General features: G+C 67.5%; 18 protein-coding genes and 1 pseudogene. 12 read left to right on the top strand and 7 right to left on the bottom strand.

What is annotated here, in order from left to right; all coding sequences use genetic code 11:
• The first annotated feature begins 3 nt into the window (after nucleotides 1–3).
• Genes trbE through ACSQ2B_RS17215 form a run of 7 tightly spaced genes read left to right on the top strand, consistent with a single transcriptional unit; the run spans nucleotide 4 to nucleotide 7669 of the window.
• Nucleotides 4–2427, top strand: a complete 2424-nt coding sequence (trbE, locus tag ACSQ2B_RS17245; RefSeq protein ID WP_436051707.1) for a conjugal transfer protein TrbE — start codon at nucleotides 4–6, stop codon at nucleotides 2425–2427.
• Between the two features lie 3 nt (nucleotides 2428–2430).
• A complete protein-coding gene (gene trbJ, locus ACSQ2B_RS17240; RefSeq protein ID WP_436051706.1) occupies nucleotides 2431–3156 on the top strand; it encodes a P-type conjugative transfer protein TrbJ in 726 nt (241 codons plus the stop codon).
• Nucleotides 3157–3158: 2 nt separating this feature from the next.
• Entirely contained in the window at nucleotides 3159–3473 is a 315-nt protein-coding gene (locus ACSQ2B_RS17235) for a hypothetical protein (RefSeq protein ID WP_436051704.1), read from the top strand.
• Between the two features lie 3 nt (nucleotides 3474–3476).
• Nucleotides 3477–4826, top strand: a complete 1350-nt coding sequence (gene trbL / locus ACSQ2B_RS17230) for a P-type conjugative transfer protein TrbL (RefSeq protein WP_436051703.1) — start codon at nucleotides 3477–3479, stop codon at nucleotides 4824–4826.
• Nucleotides 4741–5463, top strand: a complete 723-nt coding sequence (gene trbF / locus ACSQ2B_RS17225) for a conjugal transfer protein TrbF (protein WP_436051701.1) — start codon at nucleotides 4741–4743, stop codon at nucleotides 5461–5463. Before trbL ends, trbF begins: the two co-directional genes overlap by 86 nt.
• On the top strand, nucleotides 5460–6446 hold the full coding sequence (gene trbG / locus ACSQ2B_RS17220) for a P-type conjugative transfer protein TrbG (RefSeq protein ID WP_436051699.1): 987 nt from the start codon (nucleotides 5460–5462) through the stop codon (nucleotides 6444–6446). The genes trbF and trbG overlap by 4 nt, the downstream gene beginning before the upstream one ends.
• Nucleotides 6447–6502: 56 nt before the next feature.
• Entirely contained in the window at nucleotides 6503–7669 is a 1167-nt protein-coding gene (locus ACSQ2B_RS17215; protein ID WP_436051698.1) for a TrbI/VirB10 family protein, read from the top strand.
• On the opposite strand, the gene ACSQ2B_RS17210 is transcribed toward ACSQ2B_RS17215, so the two are convergent.
• From ACSQ2B_RS17210 to ACSQ2B_RS17200, 3 genes are all read right to left on the bottom strand, one after another.
• A complete protein-coding gene (locus tag ACSQ2B_RS17210; RefSeq protein ID WP_436051696.1) occupies nucleotides 7648–8538 on the bottom strand; it encodes a LysR family transcriptional regulator in 891 nt (296 codons plus the stop codon). The two genes, ACSQ2B_RS17215 and ACSQ2B_RS17210, sit on opposite strands and share 22 nt — an antisense overlap.
• Before the next feature lie 379 nt (nucleotides 8539–8917).
• The gene (locus ACSQ2B_RS17205; RefSeq protein WP_436051694.1) at nucleotides 8918–9727 is read right to left on the bottom strand and encodes a hypothetical protein; all 810 of its coding nucleotides are present in this window, start codon (nucleotides 9725–9727) and stop codon (nucleotides 8918–8920) included.
• A gap of 167 nt (nucleotides 9728–9894) precedes the next feature.
• On the bottom strand, nucleotides 9895–10524 hold the full coding sequence (locus tag ACSQ2B_RS17200) for an FMN-binding negative transcriptional regulator (RefSeq protein ID WP_436051692.1): 630 nt from the start codon (nucleotides 10522–10524) through the stop codon (nucleotides 9895–9897).
• A gap of 83 nt (nucleotides 10525–10607) precedes the next feature.
• Between ACSQ2B_RS17200 and ACSQ2B_RS17195 the strand changes: the two genes are divergently transcribed.
• Nucleotides 10608–12077 (top strand): PLP-dependent aminotransferase family protein, encoded by a 1470-nt coding sequence (locus ACSQ2B_RS17195; RefSeq protein WP_436051690.1) that lies wholly within the window; start codon nucleotides 10608–10610, stop codon nucleotides 12075–12077.
• Nucleotides 12078–12145: 68 nt separating this feature from the next.
• Nucleotides 12146–12244: pseudogene (locus tag ACSQ2B_RS17190) on the top strand (hypothetical protein); the annotation flags it as partial.
• A 5-nt stretch (nucleotides 12245–12249) separates the two neighbouring features.
• On the opposite strand, the gene ACSQ2B_RS17185 reads toward ACSQ2B_RS17190, so the two are convergent.
• Nucleotides 12250–12396, bottom strand: a complete 147-nt coding sequence (locus tag ACSQ2B_RS17185) for a hypothetical protein (protein ID WP_436051689.1) — start codon at nucleotides 12394–12396, stop codon at nucleotides 12250–12252.
• Between the two features lie 133 nt (nucleotides 12397–12529).
• Nucleotides 12530–13426, bottom strand: coding sequence for a LysR family transcriptional regulator ArgP (locus tag ACSQ2B_RS17180; protein WP_436051687.1), 897 nt, complete (start codon nucleotides 13424–13426; stop codon nucleotides 12530–12532).
• Between the two features lie 72 nt (nucleotides 13427–13498).
• Between ACSQ2B_RS17180 and ACSQ2B_RS17175 the strand changes: the two genes are divergently transcribed.
• The 3 genes from ACSQ2B_RS17175 (at nucleotide 13499) to ACSQ2B_RS17165 (ending at nucleotide 16382) form a co-directional block, all read left to right on the top strand.
• Nucleotides 13499–14125, top strand: coding sequence for a LysE/ArgO family amino acid transporter (locus ACSQ2B_RS17175; protein WP_436051685.1), 627 nt, complete (start codon nucleotides 13499–13501; stop codon nucleotides 14123–14125).
• Between the two features lie 81 nt (nucleotides 14126–14206).
• The gene (locus ACSQ2B_RS17170; protein ID WP_436051683.1) at nucleotides 14207–15349 is read left to right on the top strand and encodes a trans-sulfuration enzyme family protein; all 1143 of its coding nucleotides are present in this window, start codon (nucleotides 14207–14209) and stop codon (nucleotides 15347–15349) included.
• Between the two features lie 166 nt (nucleotides 15350–15515).
• Entirely contained in the window at nucleotides 15516–16382 is an 867-nt protein-coding gene (locus ACSQ2B_RS17165) for an MOSC N-terminal beta barrel domain-containing protein (protein ID WP_436051681.1), read from the top strand.
• A gap of 46 nt (nucleotides 16383–16428) precedes the next feature.
• On the opposite strand, the gene ACSQ2B_RS17160 is transcribed toward ACSQ2B_RS17165, so the two are convergent.
• Together ACSQ2B_RS17160 and ACSQ2B_RS17155 are read right to left on the bottom strand one after the other, a co-directional pair.
• Entirely contained in the window at nucleotides 16429–17241 is an 813-nt protein-coding gene (locus ACSQ2B_RS17160; protein WP_436051680.1) for an NAD(P)-dependent oxidoreductase, read from the bottom strand.
• Entirely contained in the window at nucleotides 17238–18065 is an 828-nt protein-coding gene (locus tag ACSQ2B_RS17155) for an NAD(P)-dependent oxidoreductase (RefSeq protein ID WP_436051678.1), read from the bottom strand. Before ACSQ2B_RS17155 ends, ACSQ2B_RS17160 begins: the two co-directional genes overlap by 4 nt.
• Nucleotides 18066–18089 lie beyond the last annotated feature (24 nt).

Raw genomic sequence — 18089 nt, 5'->3', positions numbered from 1 at the left:
CCGATGCTGAACCTCGCCGAATACCGCAAGCGACCCGCCAGCCTCGCCGACTGGCTGCCCTGGGCCGGCCTGGTCGCGCCGGGCGTCGTGCTGAACAAGGACGGCTCCTTCCAGCGCACCGCCCGGTTCCGCGGGCCCGACCTCGACAGCGCCACCGAGTCCGAACTGGTCGCCGCCGCGGCCCGGCTCAACAACGCCCTGAAGCGGCTGGGTTCGGGCTGGGCGCTGTTCGTGGAGGCCGAGCGGCGGCCGGCCGCGCCCTATCCCCACACCGACTTCCCCGATCCACTCTCCTGGTTGGTGGACCAGGAACGGCGCGCGCGCTTCGACGACGGTCAGGACCTCTTCGAGAGCGTCTACCACCTGAGCTTCGTCTTCCTCCCCGCTGACGAAGCGAAGGCCCGCGCCGGCTCGGTGCTCTTCGAGAGCGCCGAGCCGCGCGGTGTCGATTGGCGGGCTCAACTCGGCCGCTTCGTCGACCTGACGGAGCGGCTCGCCGGCCTGTTCGAGGGCGTGCTGCCGGAGTTCGACTGGTTGGACGACGCCGAGACCTTGGCCTTCCTGCATGGGACGATCTCGACCCGGCGCCATCCGGTCGCCGTCCCCGAAGTGCCGATGCACCTGGACGCCTTGCTGGCCGATGAGCCGCTGAGCACCGGCCTCGCACCGATGCTGGGCGCGGCCCACCTGCGAACCCTGACGGTCCACGGCTTCCCGACCTCGACTTGGCCCGGTCTGCTCGACGAGCTCAACCGCCTGGCCTTTCCCTACCGCTGGACCGTCCGCTTCCTTTGCCTGGACCGAGCCGAGGCCGAGAAGGAGCTCGGCAAGCGCCGGCGCCAATGGTTCGCCAAGCGCAAGGGCATCGCCACCTTGCTGCGGGAAACCATCTTCCAGCAGGAAAGCCCGCTGGTGGACAGCGACGCCGCCAACAAGGCCCTCGACGCCGACGACGCCCTACAGGCGCTGGGCTCCGACGCCGTGGGGTTCGGCTACCTGACCGCCACGGTGACGGTCTGGGACGAGGAGGCCCAACTGGCCGACGAACGGCTGCGCATGGTCGAGCGCACCATCCAGGGCCGCGGGTTCGTCGCCACCCCGGAGACCCTGAACGCGGTCGAGGCCTGGCTGTCGTCGCTGCCCGGCCACGTCTATGCCAACGTGCGCACGCCGGTCGTCTCGACCCTCAACCTCGCCCATCTCATGCCGATCTCGGCGGTCTGGGCGGGCCCGGAGCGCAACGCGCATCTGGACGGCCCGCCGCTGCTGGTCACCCGCACGGAGGGCGCGACGCCGTTCCGGCTCGACCTGCATGTCGGTGATGTCGGCCACACGCTGGTGGTGGGGCCAACGGGCGCCGGCAAGTCGGTCCTGCTGACCACCCTGGTCCTGCAATTTCGCAAATACGCCGATGCGCAGATCAGCATCTTCGACAAGGGCGGCTCGATCCGCGCCACCACGCTGGGGCTCGGCGGCGCCTTCCACGATCTCGGCCTCGACGGGGTCTTAAGCTTCCAGCCCCTGCGCGACATCGACAAGGCCGCTGAACGCGCCTGGGCGTCCGAGTGGGTCCAAGGCTTGCTGCTGCGCGAGGGCCTCGATCTGACGCCCGAGGCCAAGGACATCCTCTGGGCGGGGCTGACCAGCCTCGCCTCGGCACCGGCGCCGGAACGGACCCTGACCGGCTTGTCGGTGCTGCTGCAGTCGGCAGCGCTGCGCCAGGCGCTGCAGCCCTACACCGTTGCCGGACCCTTCGGCCGGCTGCTGGACGCCGACGAGGAGACGCTGTCGCTCGCCGACCTCCAGGCCTTCGAAATGGAGGACCTGATGCGCTCGCCGGCGCTGACGGCCGCGGTGCTGGGCTATCTCTTTCACCGGCTGGAGGCCAGGTTCGACGGACGGCCCGCCCTGCTGGTGCTCGACGAGGCCTGGGTCTTTCTCGACGACCCGCTGTTTGCGGCCCGGATCCGCGAATGGCTGAAGACCCTGCGCAAAAAGAACGTCGCCGTGGTCTTCGCCACCCAGTCGCTGGCCGACATCCAGCGCTCGACCATTGCGCCCGCCATCGTCGAGAGCTGCCCCTCGCGGATCTTCCTACCCTCGCCCCAGGCGACCGAACCGCAGCTTCGGACCATCTATGAGGGCTTCGGCCTCAACACCCGGCAGATCGACATTGTCGCCCGCGCGACGCCCAAGCGCGACTACTACCTGCAGAGCCGGCTCGGCAATCGGCTGTTCGAGCTGGACCTCGGCCCGGTCGCCCTGGTCTTCGCCGGCGCCTCGGCGCCCGCCGACCATCTCGCCATGGACCAGCTGCCTGACCCTGCCGGCGCGGCCTTCGCCGCGGCCTGGCTGCGCCGCCGCGACCTCGCCTGGGCCGCCGAGTTGATCGACGGCCAAACCCCTGCCGCCAAAGAGGAGACCTGACGGATGTCCAGGAAGTCCTGGCTCGCGGTGACCGCCGCAGCCCTCATCTTGACCGCGCCGCTGCAGGCCAGCGCGTTCGTCGTGTTCGACCCGTCGAACTACGCCCAGAACGTCATGACCGCGGCGCGCAGCCTGCAGCAGATCACCAACCAGATCACCATGTTGCAGAACCAGGCCCAGATGCTGCTGAACGGGGCCAGGAACCTCACCAGCCTCAACTTCAGCGCGCTCGCCCAGCTCAAGGCCAACCTCGCCCGCACACAGTCGCTGATCACGCAGGCTCGAGGCTTGGCCTTCGACGTCGCCAGCCTCGACCAGAAGTTCAAGCAGCTCTATCCGAGCGGCTATGCGGCCGGCACGACCGGCGCGACCCTGGCCGGCGACGCCCAGAGCCGCTGGACAGCCTCGCTGGAGGCGCTTCGCACCACCATGCAGGTGCAGGCCCAGGTCTCTGACCAGATCACCGCCGACCAGGGCACGCTCTCGGACATCAGCAGCCGTAGCGCCTCGGCGATCGGCGTGCTGCAGGCAGTGCAGGCCACCAACGAACTCCTCGCCCTACAGGCCAAACAGGCGATGCAGGGCCAGCAGCTGGCGCTCGCCCAAGATCGCGCCGCGGCGTCCGAGGCCGCCCGCGGGCTGGCGGCCGACGCGCGGGCCCAGGCGGTACGGTCGCAGTTCGTCGGCACGCCGTCGGCCTACGCGCCGCTGCCGGTGAAGGCGTTCTGACCATGTCGGTGAACACCAAGATCGTCTGGCTGGCGGTGGCGTTGGCCTTGACCGCCTGCAATCGCCAGCCAGCCCAGGCGCCGAGCGCTGACGCGCAACCCGCGGCCCATGTCGCCCCGCCCTCGGTCGATGTCACGCGCCTCGCCGCCGATCGCGCCGCGCTCGACGACGCCCACGCCCGCTGCAAGGCCCGGGAGGCCGACGCCACGCCAGAACTCTGCGCCGCCGCCGCCGAGGCGACGCGGCGTCGGTTCACCGGGTCCGCGCCCGCCTATGCCCCCACTCCAGTCGACGCCTTCCCCTCCCAGCCGCGCTGACCGATGAACAACGTCAACGTCATCGACCAATTCACCGACACCTTCGCCCGCTATATTGACAGCGGGTTCGGCCTGGTCGGCGGCGATGTGCGCCACTTGGCGGCGATCCTGATCGCCATCGACATGACCCTGGCGGGCCTGTTCTGGGCGCTCGGCGGCGCGGACGACGTGATCGCCCGTCTAATCAAGAAGGTCCTCTACGTGGGGACCTTCGCCTTCATCATCTCCAACTTCAACAGCCTCGCCGGGATGATCTTCCGCTCGTTCGCGACCCTGGGCCTCACGGCTTCGGGCGGCGGCCTCGGCCAGGCGCAGCTGCTGCAGCCGGGACGCCTGGCCACCGTCGGGGTCGACGCTGGCCGGCCGCTCTATGAGGCGATTGGCAAGCTGGCCGGCTTCCCCGACGTTTTCACCAACCTCGACACCATCGCCATCCTGCTGCTGGCCTTCCTGATCGTGGTGCTGAGCTTCTTCATCCTGGCCGTCCAGGTGTTCGTCGCCATCATCGAGTTCAAGCTGACGACGCTGGCCGGCTTCGTGCTCGTGCCCTTCGCGCTCTGGAACAAGACCAGCTTCCTGGCCGAGAAGGTGCTGGGCAATGTCGTCTCGTCCGGGGTGAAGATCCTGGTGCTGGCGGTGATCGTCGGCATCGGCACGGGGCTCTTTTCCCAGTTCCAGGCGCCGGCCGGATCGGAGCCGACCTTCGACCAGGCGCTGGCCTTGATCCTCGCCTCGATCAGCTTCCTTGGCCTTGGCATCTTCGGTCCGGGCATCGCCGGCGGCCTGCTCTCCGGCGCGCCGCAACTCGGCGCCGGCGCGGCTGTCGGCGCCGCGGCGGCCGCCACCGGCGTGGTGATCGCGGGCGGCGCCGGGCGATGGCGGCGGGGCGTTTGGCGGCGCGGTCGGCGGCGGCGGCCTGCGGGCCGCCACCAGCCTCGCGGCTGGCGCTCGCTCGGCTTACGCCGCCGGCGCGGCGGGGCAGACCGGCGCCCGCTCTGTAGGTGGCGGTCTTGCTGGCGTGGCGCGAGCGGGCGCGCAAGGGCTTGGCGATCAGCTGCGCGCGCGGTTCGGATCCGCCGGTGCGGCGACAGCCGACAGCTCGGGCGGCGGCGCGGCGGCCTCCGAGAAACCGCCGGCCTGGGCCTCAAAGCTCAAGCGCGACCAAAGCTTCCACCAGGGCGTTTCGGCCGCCACCCACGCCGTCCGGTCCGGCGACCACGGCGGCGGCAGCATGTCGCCTTCCCTGCACGATCCGGAGACCTGACCCATGCTCTTCCGGCGCTCGTCCGTCAGCTATGGGATCACGCCCGAGCCGGTGACGCCTTACCAGAAGGCCGCCCAGGTCTGGGATGAGCGGCTGGGCTCGGCGCGCGTCCAGGCCCGGAACTGGCGGCTGATGGCCTTCGGCTCCCTGGGCCTGGCTTTCGCCGCCAGCGCCGGTGTGGTCTGGCAGGCCGGTCGCTCGACGGTCACGCCCTACGTGGTCGAGGTCGATCGAGCGGGCGAGGTGCGCAATCTGGCGCGCGCCACCGAGCGCTACGAACCGACCGACGCCCAGATCGCCTTCCACCTCGCGCGCTTCATCAGCGATGTCCGGGCTCTGCCCACCGACCCAATCGTGGTCCGTCGGAGCTGGCTCGAGGCCTACGACTTCACGACCGACCGCGGCGCCCAGGTCCTCAATCAGTATGCCCGTGAAAACGACCCCTTCGCCAAGGTCGGCAAGGCCTCCGTTACAGTGGATGTCGCCAGCGTGGTGCGGGCCTCGCCGACCTCATTCCAGATCCGCTGGACCGAGCAAACCTATGAGGACGGCGCCTTGACCGCGACGACCCGCTGGACCGCCATCGCCGCCGTCGTCCTGCAGCCGCCGCGAACCGAAGAGCGCCTACGCAAGAACCCGCTCGGCATCTACGTCAACGGCCTGAGCTGGAGCCAGGACCTGGCCCAGCCGGCCCCGCCCGCAACCGTACAGGGGACCGTCCCATGAGCCGCCGCGCCCTCGTCCTTCTGTCGTCACTATCGCTCGCCGGCTGCGTGAGCCATGGGCCGCCGGCGCCCCAGATCAGCTTGGACGCGATTTCGATCCCGGCCCGGGTGACGTCGGAGCCGCCAAGGCCGATGCAGGTCGTCGCGATCCCACAGCCACTGCCCTTGCCGGGGCAGCTGAAACCGCTCTCGCCTCCGCCGGCGTCGCAACCCGTCGCTGATCCGAAGCGCCGCGTGTTGCAGGCCAGCGCCGAGGCGCGCGTCCAACCCGCACGCGACGGCTTCATCAACGCCGTGCAGGTCTGGCCTTTCTCGCCCGGCGCGCTCTACCAACTCTACGCCAGTCCCGGTCGGGTGACCGACATTGCGCTGCAGCCGGGCGAGAAGCTCACCTCGGTGTCCGCCGGCGATACCCTGCGCTGGGTGATCGGCGACACCACCAGCGGCGCGGGCGCCACGAGCCAGGTGCATGTGCTGGTCAAGCCGACCCTGGCCAACTTGAAGACCAACCTGCTGATCTATACCGACCACCGACTCTACCAGCTCGAAATGACCGCCAGCCCCAGCGCCTGGATGGCGTCCCTGGCTTGGAGCTATCCGCAAGATGAGTTGACCGCCTTGCGGGCCCAGAACGCAGCCGCCGAGGCCGAAGCGCCGATCGCCAGCGGCGTCCAACTGGAGCGCCTGCAGTTCCGCTACGCGATCAGCGGTGACAAACCCGCCTGGCGTCCAGTGAACGCCTTCGACGACGGCGAGAAGGTCTACATCCAGTTCCCGGCCGGCATCGCGCAGGCCGAGCTGCCGCCGCTGTTCGTCGTCGGCGGCGCGGGCGAGGCCCAGCTCGTTAACTACCGGGTCCAGGCGCCCTATTATGTCGTCGACGGCTTGTTCGGCGCGGCGGAACTGCGGCTCGGCGGCAAGCGTCAGGCGATCGTCCGCATCGAACGCACCGATGGGCGTAGGGCTGGCGGACTCTTCCGATGACCGCACCTGCCAAGGAGCCGCCGGAGGCGCTTGCGATCCGCGCGAAGCCTCGGCCGGTGACCCGCCTGTCGCGCAAGACGATCGCCGGACTGCTCGCCGTCTCGGCGGTCGTGATCATGGCCGGGACCCTCTGGGCCCTGCGGCCGATGGAGAAGAAACCCTCGCCGGATGAGCTCTATTCCACGGAGCATCGCGCTGTGGCCGAGGGCGTCACCCGTCTGCCTCGAGACTACTCCAGTGTGGCGAGCGCCGCCGGGGCGCCAAAGCTCGGTCCGCCGTTGCCGGGGGATCTCGGCTTGCCGATCGTCGCGGCGCAGGCCGGCGGCCGGATGGCCGCGGGCGCCACACCGGCCATGGGTCCCACCGTCCCAGGTGCATCGGCTGTCGCCGACCAGGCCCGTGACCAGCGCCTGAAGGCGGCGCAGGACGCGGTCGGCTCGCCGTTGTTCTCGGTCTCGGACCGGGGCCGAGCCGCACCCGCGACGGGCGAGGTGGCTGCCGACGGCGGAAGCTCTCTGATCGTGCCGACAGCTGCGGAGACGCCGGGTCCGAGCGGCTCCACGCCGTCTCGGCACGAGGCCTTCGCGAACACCGTCGGCGACCAGCAGAGCGTTTCCGCACATCGTCTCGAGGCTCCGGCGTCACCCTATTCGGTGCTCGCCGGCACGGTGATTTCAGCCGCCCTGGTGACGGGTCTGAACTCCCATCTTCCCGGGCAGGTGATCGCGACCGTCACCGCGCCCGTCTACGACACAGTGAGTGGAAGAATTCTCCTCATTCCGCAGGGCGCACGCCTGCTCGGGACCTATGACAGTCAAACGGCCTTCGGCGACAGCCGCGCCCTGGTGGTCTGGACGCGGTTGATCCTGCCAAACGGCAGATCCGTCATTCTCGACCGTCTGTCTGGCGTCGATGCCCAGGGGTTCGCCGGTGTCGCGGACAGTGTCGATCATCACTGGCGCCGGCTGATCGGCGGCGCTGCGGTGTCGAGCCTGCTGGGCGTCGGGGCCGAACTTGCGACGCCCCAGACGAGCGGAGGCGATGGCCAGATCGTCATCGCCACCCGCAACGGCGTGCAAGACACCGTCAACCAGGTCGGCCAGGAGCTGACCCGGCGCAACCTGGACATCAAGCCGACCATCAAGGTGCGACCGGGCTTCCCGCTACGGGTTCTCGTGAGCCGCGATTTGGTCTTGGAGCCTTACTCCAGTCCACGGGACTGAGGTTCCGCCGACGCAGCTTGCACGAGGCCGTGCAGCGGTTCCCAGGCTCCCTCGCGGCGAACGGTAAGCCAAGTCGATATAGCTGCGTCGGTATCCCTGAGCGGGCGCAGAGCCACGTCGCTCGCCATCGGCGTTAGCGAAGCCGGCAGCAATCCCACGCCCGCTCCCGATGCGACCAGACGCGTGAGGGTTGCCGGGGTGGCGGCCGTGACATCTGAAGCCGTCGATAGTCCCTTCGCCTTCAACAGGGCTTCAATCTGACGGGAGCAGCCAGGGAACGCCCGTGCATCGGGAAGTATAAAGACCTCATCCGCGCAGGCCTTCAGCCAGATCGGGCTGGTAGATTCGTCCTGCGAGGCTTGTGCGACCAGGGTGAGTTGCTCCGTCCAGGCTGGTGTCGACTTGAGTTCCGGTGCGACAGCCGCCTCGGGGGCGAGGAAAGCGTCCAGGCCGCCACCGCTCGTCAACTTCGCCAGATCAGCAACGCCGCCCTCGATGAGCACGACGGTGATCGAGGGATCGGCGTCCTTGCAAAGGCGCAACAGCCGGCCGAACGCAGCGCCGGCCAGTCCCTCCGCCAACCCGAGCCGCAAAGGTTGATCAGCCATGGTGAGAGCCCGCAGCGAGCGGACAGAACTATCCACGTCGATAAGGATGCGGCGGGCGTCCGCCTCGAAGCGAGCCCCCGCCTTTGTCAGCATCGTGGATCGCCGCGTCCGTTCGAATAGCCTTACCTTGAGATCAGCCTCGAGATCGTGGATCTGCCGACTGAGCGGCGACTGCTCGATACCCAACCGCGCCGCGGCACGCCCGAAATGCAGTTCCTCGGCGACGGCGAGGAAATATCGCAGATGCCGAAGTTCGATCATGACGCGGCGCCAGTCATGATCTTCGAAGAGAGCCGGCGATGGTCGCCGCGAAGCTCGCCGGCGTGTCTCGGTAGGGATCGAGACTTTCCGGCCGTCGCCCCCAAATCACCGTTGGAAGGCCGCCGTCGATCATTCGCCGCGCGATCGAGCCGCCCTGGTCGCCTAAACCGATGAAGCCGCAGGTGATGCTCAAGTCGTTTCCTCCCCAGTTGTTGTCGCTGCGCTCGCGAGCGCGACTGGCCGACCAGCACCGGCAGCTCGAACAACTGCTAGACGCTGTCTCGAATCGAAGGTCCGTCGCTTGGTTGCGCCGGACCTTCCTCGCGAATGGTCTTCTGCATAGCCCCGCCGTTGGCAGCAAGACGTCGCACCCGGCCGCCTAGGTTTGAGAAGTCTTTTTAGTCACCACGAAGAACGTCTTCACGAAGGGCGTTTGATTAGTCCAGGAGATGGGGAGTCCTTCCGAGAGCCCGATGACGTCCCCCGATTTGAATTCGTGCGTATCGCCGGTTTCGTGGTTCTCGACCTTCGCTCGTCCTTCAAGGAGGAAGATGGAGGTATCGCCTCGCCCGCCGCTATAGAGGACCGGCTCTGGGTTCCGTGAGCTGGCGCCGGCGATTCCGCAGCCGCCGCGCCAGACACCGACGAGCGCGGTGTCAGGGGCGCCATCTTGCCGGATCAGATAAGCCTCGCCGTACTTTTGAATACCCTTGGACGGCTCGGTCCATTCGCTGCGCTTCCAGCTATCCGGGTTATCGGTGACGTGGGCGATGTGAACGTCGCCGATGTTCTTCGGAGCGTCGGACCTGTCCCATTCGATGAACAGCTTCTTGAGGTACGGGGCATCGATATCCCATTGCACCTTGATGCCTTGCGGGTGACTGACAATCAGACCCGGCTCAATCTGGATTTGCCTGCCCGTCGAGGGGATGGTGATCGTTCCGGAGCCTTCAAGCACGAGGACGGCGTCATGACTGGGAGCGTTCCCGGCGGCCAGGCACGATCCGTTAGGTTGACACCGGTACGCCAATGCGTGCGTGCGCCAAAAGCCGATCTTGAGGGGGCCGGTCGTGCCCTCGCTCCTGATGCGACTAGATTCAGCCAATCCGCCCGGTTTCCACGTGTTGGCGCCTGGGCTCGCCGAGCCAACGTAGATCTTTCGGCCGGTTTTCGTATCAGTTGTAGGCATAGTCGACTCCGCCTTTTCTCCAATCACACGCGCACTCGCGCCCGAAGTCGCTGACATTGAGATTGTCGACCCCGCGAACACCAACGCGTTACGTCTCGTAATCACGCTATTCCCCTCCCTATCTTTGATTGCCTGCTTAGGAAACTCTGGAAAGCCGAGTACAGCGGTCAGTCAGTTTTCTGCATTAGCTCGGCGACTCTGCGATCCATGTCGCAATCGCTGGCTGCGAGAGCAGACACGACGCCCGCGCGATCTTCAGAACTGCGGTTCTGACTTAGCTTGCGCTTGCCGAGCAGTCTGGTGATCAGCAGCCGCAGGCCAACGATGCCGCCGAGTTCGGTCCGAATATACGCTTTCGGAGCGTCGCTCACCCGCCAGCGGTCTGGTCGGTGCGCCTCGTGTCGATCCGTGAGGCGCGTAACGACATTAAGCAGTCTGTCGGAAGCGTCGAAGAACTCGACGGGTCCGTAGGCGTGAACTGCTTCGTAATTCCAGGTCGGAACGACCTTTCCATGCGCCTGCTTGGACGGATACCAGCCTGGGCTGACATAGGCGTCAGCGCCCATAAAGATCGCGAGCGCCTCGCCAATCACAGGTTCCTGCCACTGCGGATTGGCCCTTGCGACGTGACCGTAGAGGACGCCCAATTCCCCCTCGTCCGGCGCGAGGATCATCGGGATCGGGGTGGCTATCGGTCCCGCGGCGGTCGCGGTGACAAACTGGCAGAGCCGCGCCTCACGCATGATGGCGCGCAGAGCGTCGGGTGCCTCTTCCCGGAAAACTGGTGGAATGTGCACTCGGCGTCCCATTGGCTTTCGACCATGATCGCGCCAGACTGGCTCTGATGAAACGTCCAGTTTCGCGCAGAATAGGCAGGCCAGTGGCCGCCGCCCCGCGCCAGGAGACGACTGAGACGAGGCTCGGCGCTCGCCGCATCTACGAGGCGCTCAAGGGGCAGATTGAAGCCGGCGTCTACGCGCCCGGCTCGGCCATGCCGTCGACGCGAATGCTCGCCGCCGAGCTGGGTGTGGCGCGCTCGACGGTGACTGCGGCTTATGATCAGCTGTTGTCGGAGGGGTTCGTCGAAGGTCGCCAGGGGGCGCGAACGGTCGTCGCCCCGCTCCGCCCGATCGAAGCGGTCGCGGAGATCATTCCGAATGCGCCTCGAACGCGGCAGCTGTCGGCTTACGGAGAGCGGATTAAGGGGTTGGCGCACTCAGCGCCACGGCCGGCAGGGCGGACAGCCGATTTCCGCTACGGCGACCTCGCCGTAGACGATTTCCCGGTGATGGCTTGGAGGCGAGCCGTAGTCGCGGCGGCAATGCAGCGGCCAGAACATCTCTCCTATGGCGACCCGTGCGGGTCGCCACGGTTGCGCGCGGCGTTGCAGACCTACCTCTGGCGCGCGCGCGGAATACGGTGCGATCCCAGCCAGATCGTGATTGTGAGCGGCTCTCAGCAGGGTCTCGATCTGTGCGCCCGCCTGTTGCTCGATCCGGGCAATCGCTTCGTCATCGAGAACCCCTGCTATGCGATGGCGCGACAAGTCTTTTCGGCCGGCGGGGCTTTGCCGATTTCAATTCCGGTCGACCGCGATGGCCTGAAGACGGAGTTGCTCCCGAACCTGGAAGCCAAGCTCGCCTACGTTACGCCCTCACACCAATTTCCGCTCGGTGGCGTGATGCCGATCGCCCGTCGTCGGCAGCTGGTGAACTGGGCTCTGACTGCCGGCGCCTACGTGATCGAAGACGACTACGACAGCGAGTACCGCTACGATATCAAGCCGGTGTCCCCACTCTATGCGCTCGAGGGCGCGGCGAACGTCATCTACCTAGGCACGGTATCGAAGACGCTCTCGCCGGCGCTGCGCTTGGGTTATCTAGTCGTTCCGCCAGAGCTGCAGGCAGCCTTCGCCACCGCAAAGCGCCTGGCCGATCGCCATACGCCCTTGCTCGAGCAAGAGGCGCTCGCCACGCTCCTCGATAGCGGCGTCTACGACCGCCATGTGCGCAAGGTTCGTCGCCGAAACGCTGAGCGGCGAATGTTGCTGCTCGAGGCTCTGCACCAAACGTTTGGACCTGCCGTTATGGTCGAAGGCGAGCAGGCCGGCCTCCATGTCGTCGTCTGGTTCCGCCAACTACGCCGGTCGGACGAAGCCAGGTTGGTGGATTCCGCGCGATCGTTCGGCGTCGGCGTCCACCCGGTCTCACCGCTGTTCGATCCCCAGATCTCAACCGCACAGCCCGATCGGATTGGTCTGGTGATGGGCTATGCTTCCCTCGACGCACAGAGCATTAGGGATGGCGTGCGCCTGCTCGGTCAGGCGGTGGGTAGCGTCACTGCGACTTAGAGCCAGCGCTTCGACTCCCGTGGCGTCCCAAGCTCGCCAGAGCTCGTAGCCTCCCAGTTCCCGCTCGCATCGACCACGAAGTTTGGCATGCTTCTCACCAAATCAACGAACTGACCACGAGCCAGGAAAGCGGCCGCCGCAACCCGTGGGCGGTCACCGCTGCGCCGGAAGACTATGTCGCCGCCCAGATCCGGGCGATCGCCGGTCCGGAAATCCCGGTCAGCCGGATCGAGGGCAAATGGAAGGCGAGCCAGATCCAGCCCCAGGCGAACCGGCAGGGCGTGGTCCAGGGACTTCGGGAGAGCGCGGCTGACGACATGGCGAGGATCGTCGAGGAACGCGCCGGCGGAGACTGACGGGTCAAGCGGAGGCTGACGGGTCAAGCTTGGCGGCCCCAAACCCCAGACTGTGCGCGTGACTGGTCAGTTCTCTGGGGCCGCGCTCGCGATTTTCTAAGGAGCCGCCAGAGCCTCGGCCGCAGCCGCTCGCACCGCAAGCGTAAGGCGGTCGAGCAATCGCGCTGCAAGCCGCGTGCGTTGCCAATAGAGCGCGACGGCGATGCGCCGGCGCGGCGACAACTCAATCAAGCGCCCGGTGCCGAGATGTGGCTGGGCCAGGGCAAGCGGCGTCATCGCCCAGCCCAGGCCGGCCAGGGTCATGTCGAGCATCACTTGGGTCGCTGGGGTCCAGTGCACTGGCGCCGAAACCTGCAGGCCCAGCGCCTCCTGCGCCCATCGCGCCTGGAGGCCGTCGTGGCGATCAAAGCGCAGCATGGGCGCGCCCTGGAGGCTCGCCGCATCGACGCCGTTGGCGAAGTAGCGGGACATGAAGCCGGGACTCGCGGTCGCGACATAATCGATCGCGCCGAGAGGATAGGTCCGGCAGCCCGACACCGGAGCGGGCTCGGCCGTTACGGCCGCCAGCACGTCGCCTGTGCGCAGGCGGTCGGCGGTGTGAGCCTCGTCCTCCATGACCAGATCGAGCATGGCCCCGGTCTCGGCTGCAAACTGGGCCGCCGCCCGGGGAAACCAGGTGCTTGCGCTGTCGGCGTTGACAGCGACTCTGATCACGGCAGGCCCGGAAGCTTCATCGGCGAGCTTCGGCAGGTCGGTGATGACATCGCGTTCGAGCAGGCGGACTTGCTCGACATGGGCGCAGAGTTTAGCGCCGACGGCCGTCGGGCGGCACGGCTGGCCTCTCGTCAGCAGGACCGCGCCAAGCCTCTCCTCGAGCCCCTTCACGCGCTGAGACACGGCTGAAGGCGTCACGCCCAGCACAGCCGCCGCCTTGTCGAAGCTGCCTTCTCGTACGACGGCGGCGACGGCCGCGAGCGACCGATAGTCGAGCATCTTTAGCCGCCCTAATTTGGATGTAGCTAGTTGAATTAGACTACAGAGACCGCTCGCTCCATCAAGCGCGACATGACCGGCTTCTTCCTGCCCGCCTTCATCAAGGGTTTCGCCCTCTCCGCCAGCCTGATCATCGCCATCGGCGCGCAGAACATGTTCGTTCTTCGCCAGGGCCTGAAGGGCGAACATGTCTGGCCGATCGTGCTGTTTTGCGCGATGGCCGACGCTGGGCTTATCGTGGCGGGGGTGAACGGCCTCGGCGGAGTGCTCGCCCTGTTTCCAGGGCTGTCACGCGCCCTGAGCTTGGGCGGCGCGGCGTTTCTGAGCTGGTATGGGATCGCCGCCTTGCGGCGCGCGGCCCACCCCTCGGCAGCTATGGTCGAGGATCAGCCAGGGATGACCCTGGGAGCCGCCTTGGCCGGGACCGCAGCCTTCACGTTCCTGAACCCGCACGTCTACATCGACACCGTCCTGCTGATGGGTGCGGTCGGGACAAGTCTCCCACCCATCGAGCGGCCCTTGTTCATGACGGGCGCGGCGATGGCCAGCCTTACATGGTTCTCCGCCCTGGGCTTCGGCGCTCGCCTTATGGCTCCGCTCTTCACCCGACCGGCGGCCTGGCGCGTGCTCGATCGTGGCGTCGGCCTGATGATGTTGGCCCTCGCTGCAACCCTGGCCCAGAGGGCCGCGACCGTCTGATCCGCGGCTGCGCACGGGGCCGTCTGCCCGCGCCAGCCGGTCAAATTTCGATCACCGCCAATCGACGCCCCAGGAGGCTTCATGCACCCCGAAACGCTCGCCATTCATGCAGGACGGAAATCCGATCAGGCCACCGGCGCGGTGACCGCGCCGATCCATCTGTCGACGACCTTCGAGCGTGCTGCGGACGGTTCCTTCCCGAGCGGGTTTGAATACAGCCGCGACGACAACCCCAATCGGCGCATGCTGGAGACATGTCTTGCAGCCCTCGAGGGCGGGGAAGAAGCGATCGTCTTCTCGTCTGGGATGGCGGCCATCACAGCGGTGATCGAAAGCCTCCCGCCTGAGCATCCGCGCCGCTTGCTCCTGCCAGACGACATGTATTTCGGAATTCGATCCTTGTTGAACGAGACCGATCTCGGCGCTCGGTTCGACCGGGCGGTCGTCGACATGACAGACCTCGACGCGGTCGAAGCGGCATGCGCCGCGCCAACCGGCATAGTCTGGATCGAGACGCCTTCGAATCCGCTCCTCAAAATCGTCGATATCTCCACCGTAGCGGACATCGCCCACCGCGCAGGGGCGGTCGTGGTGGTCGACAACACCTGGGCGACGCCGTTGCTGCAGCGGCCGTTCGAACTTGGCGCCGACCTTATCGTGCACGCGCTCACGAAGTATATCGGCGGCCATAGCGATCTCATGATCGGTGGCGTCGTTGCGCGTCACGCGGGCCGTCATGGCGCCGCCCTTCGCGCCGCGCAGAAGCACAAGGGCGCCATCCCGTCGCCGTTCGAATGCTGGCTGGCGCTGAGAGGCATGCAGTCCCTGGCGCCGAGAATGAACGCGCATTGCTCCAACGCCATGGCGATCGCCAAATTCCTGTCCGGTCATCCTGCCGTGAGCGCGGTCCATTACCCCGGGCTGCCCGATCATCCGGGGTTCGGCATCGCCTCGGAGCAAATGACGGCCTTTGGCGGGATGCTCTCGTTCGAGGTGAAGGGCGGACGGGCGGAGGCCATGAAGGTCGCCGCCTCGCTCAAATTGATCACCCGGGCCACCAGCCTCGGCGGCACGCACAGCCTGATCGAGCATCGGGCTTCGGTCGAGGGACCTGAAACGCGGGCGCCGGAGAACCTCCTTCGCCTCTCGGTCGGGCTTGAGCATGCACAGGACCTGGTGGCTGATCTCCAAGAGGCGCTCGAATGCATCCCGCGGCCTTCGTGATCATGCAGAGGCGCAGTCAGCTGCATCACGCCGGGAGGCCGCCCTCGCACGGTAGGACTTGGTCATCTGGCCACGCGGAGCAGTCGCGGCGGCGCCCTTATGCGGGAAAGCCCCCGAAGGGCATGACCTGAACACTACTAGATTCCGCTGGGAGAAGGCCCCCGTCATGCCATCGAAGCTAGGCGAAGTTGCGCAGATCTGGCGCTATCCCATCAAGTCTCTCGCAGGCGAGCGCTGCACGATCGCGACTTTGGACGAGCAGGGCGTCACGGGCGATCGGATCTGGGCGATCTGGGATCAAACCTGGAACCAGATCGCGAGCGGCAAGCAATATCCCGACCTGATGCGGCTGAGCGGGCGCTATTGCGCCCCGGATGGCGGGTTCGACACCGTTTGCATCACAGACGAGGACGGCCGCGAATACCGTTCGGACGACCCTTGGGCCTGCGCGCGTCTTTCGGCGCGGCTCGGCATGTCGGTCGGGCTGAGGCGCCGCCCGGATTCGGGCGAGGGCGAGGATCGTCCCTTGTTCCGCGCGCGCAGACCAATGAATGCGGCCCTATTCCTCGAAATGCTCGGGCGGAAGGATGTCGCCGACACCCCGGTCTCGACGACCTTTCCAGGGGATATGGACGAGCTCTATAAGCTCTACCTCACCGCCCCGGGGCTCTTCGCGGACTGCAGCCCGCTGCATCTTTGTCTCGCGCCCGTCACTTGCGGCGCTGGGCGGCGGCGATCTCGGCGATCCCCGCCGATACCGACCCAACCTGCTCCTCGATCTGCCCAAAGCGGCCGCGCCATTTCCGGAAATCGCCTGGATCGGCAAGCAGGTCGAGGTCGGCGGCGCAGTGTTGGAGATCCTGTCCGGCACACCGCGGTGTTCGATGCCATCACGCGCCCAACCCGGCGTCGAGCAGAACTGGGCGGTCGGGGCCGCCATAGCCAAGGCGCCTGGCAAGGCCCTGGGCAGGATGGGGGCGGACTCCTGTTGATCTCAGCTGGACCTCGAGGGCGAGACCGGCGCAGCCCATGAGGGCGCGCGACACCGCCCGGCCATTCTCAATTTCGGTCTGATCGCCCTACGAAGGGAACGCGGAGGCCACCGCTCGCTGGAGCCCTGTGACCGCCGACGAGCCGTCACCCGCCGCCTCGCTTAACAGCCGCACCTTGTCCGCCAGGGCGTCGGCGTTGGAGAAGGCCTCCAGGCTGGGCTGACGCGCCAGGACGTCGAGCCCGAAGCTGCGCCCGCTGCTGGCCTGCAGCAGTTCGACGAGCGCGCGACGCTCGAGCCCAAGCGTTGCGCCGGCTGACAACGCCTGGTGCGCCATCGCCAGCTTGGCCGCCAGCAGCGAGTTGTTGACCAGCTTCGCCGTCTGAGCGGCGCCATAGTCCCCAAGGTGGAAGATGCGGCGGCTGAAGGTTTCGAGCACGGGCCGCGCCTGCTCGAGGATGGCCAGGTCGCCGGCCGTCATCACCGTGAGCGCTCCGGCCTCAGCGGCGGGCGCGCCGCCGCTTACCGGCGCTTCGAGCACGGAGACGCCGCGCGCTCGCGCGTCACGCGCGACGATCCGGCAGGTCTGCGGGAGCGTGGTGGAGTGGATGACGATGCGCCCGCCTGGCCGCATGGCTGCGATCAATTGCCCGCAGACCTCCAGGACGGCGGCGTCGTCGATGACGCAGATTCCGACATGCTCCACCTGGGCGCCCAGCTCGGCGATGCTCGCGGCGATCCGGGCGGGCGCGCCGCGGAACGGCTCGAGCGTCTGCGCCCGCCGGGCCCAGAGCACCGTCGGAAGGCCGGCGTCGATCATCCGCCTCGCCATGGGCGCCCCCTGGCTGCCAAGGCCGATGAAGCCGCAGGCCGGCCCCTCGGAGACGGCGACCTCGCTCACGTGGCCGCCGCGGCGGTCTCGCCGGCCAGCGCCTTCGACAGGAAGTCGTCCGCTGCATCGCGGAGCGCGACGAAGGGCGGCGCTTCAGATCCGAGCACCTCGCCGAGCAGCCGCACGTCCTTTTTCAGCAACGCCGCGCCGTGGGCGAAGCTCGTCGGCGCAGGCATCCGCGCCCGAACCTCCAGGCCGAAACTGCGTCCGCTGCTCGCCAGCAGGAGCTCGACCAGCGCATCCTTGGCGATTCCCAGCTCGGCGCCGGCCGCCAAAGCCATGTCGGTGAGGCCGATGTTGGCGGCCAGGAGGCTGTTGTTGATCAGCTTGGCGTGCTGACCGGCGCCGACGCCGCCGAGGCGCACGATCAGGCGCCCGAAGGTCTCGAAGACCGGACGCGCAGCTTCGATCACATCGGGCTCGCCGCCCAGCATGAGCGTGAGCGCGCCGGCCTTGGCCGCGGGCGAGCCGCCGCTCACCGGGGCGTCGATGACGAACACGCCGCGCTCGGCCGCATCGTGCTCGAGCGAGCGGCAGGTGTCCGGGTGGACGGTGGAGTGGATAGCGATCCGTGCGCCCGGCCGCATGGCCGGAATGAGGTCGGCGCAAACCTGCCGGACGTCGTCGTCGTCGACGACGCAGATTCCGACGTGGTCAGCCTTCCTCCCGAGTTCGGCGATGGTCGCCGCGAAGCTCGCCGGCGTGTCTCGGTAGGGATCGAGACTTTCCGGCCGTCGCGCCCAAAGCACCGTCGGAAGGCCGCCGTCGATCATTCGCCGCGCGATCGGGCCGCCCTGGTCGCCTAAACCGATGAAGCCGCAGGTGATGCTCAAGTCGTTTCCTCCCCAGTTGTTGTC

The organism is Phenylobacterium sp. LjRoot225 (genome assembly GCF_964252855.1).
Taxonomy (GTDB): Bacteria; Pseudomonadota; Alphaproteobacteria; order Caulobacterales; family Caulobacteraceae; genus Phenylobacterium.
Note: the sequence above shows the minus strand (reverse complement) of the source record. Positions and strands in the feature narration are given on the sequence as shown.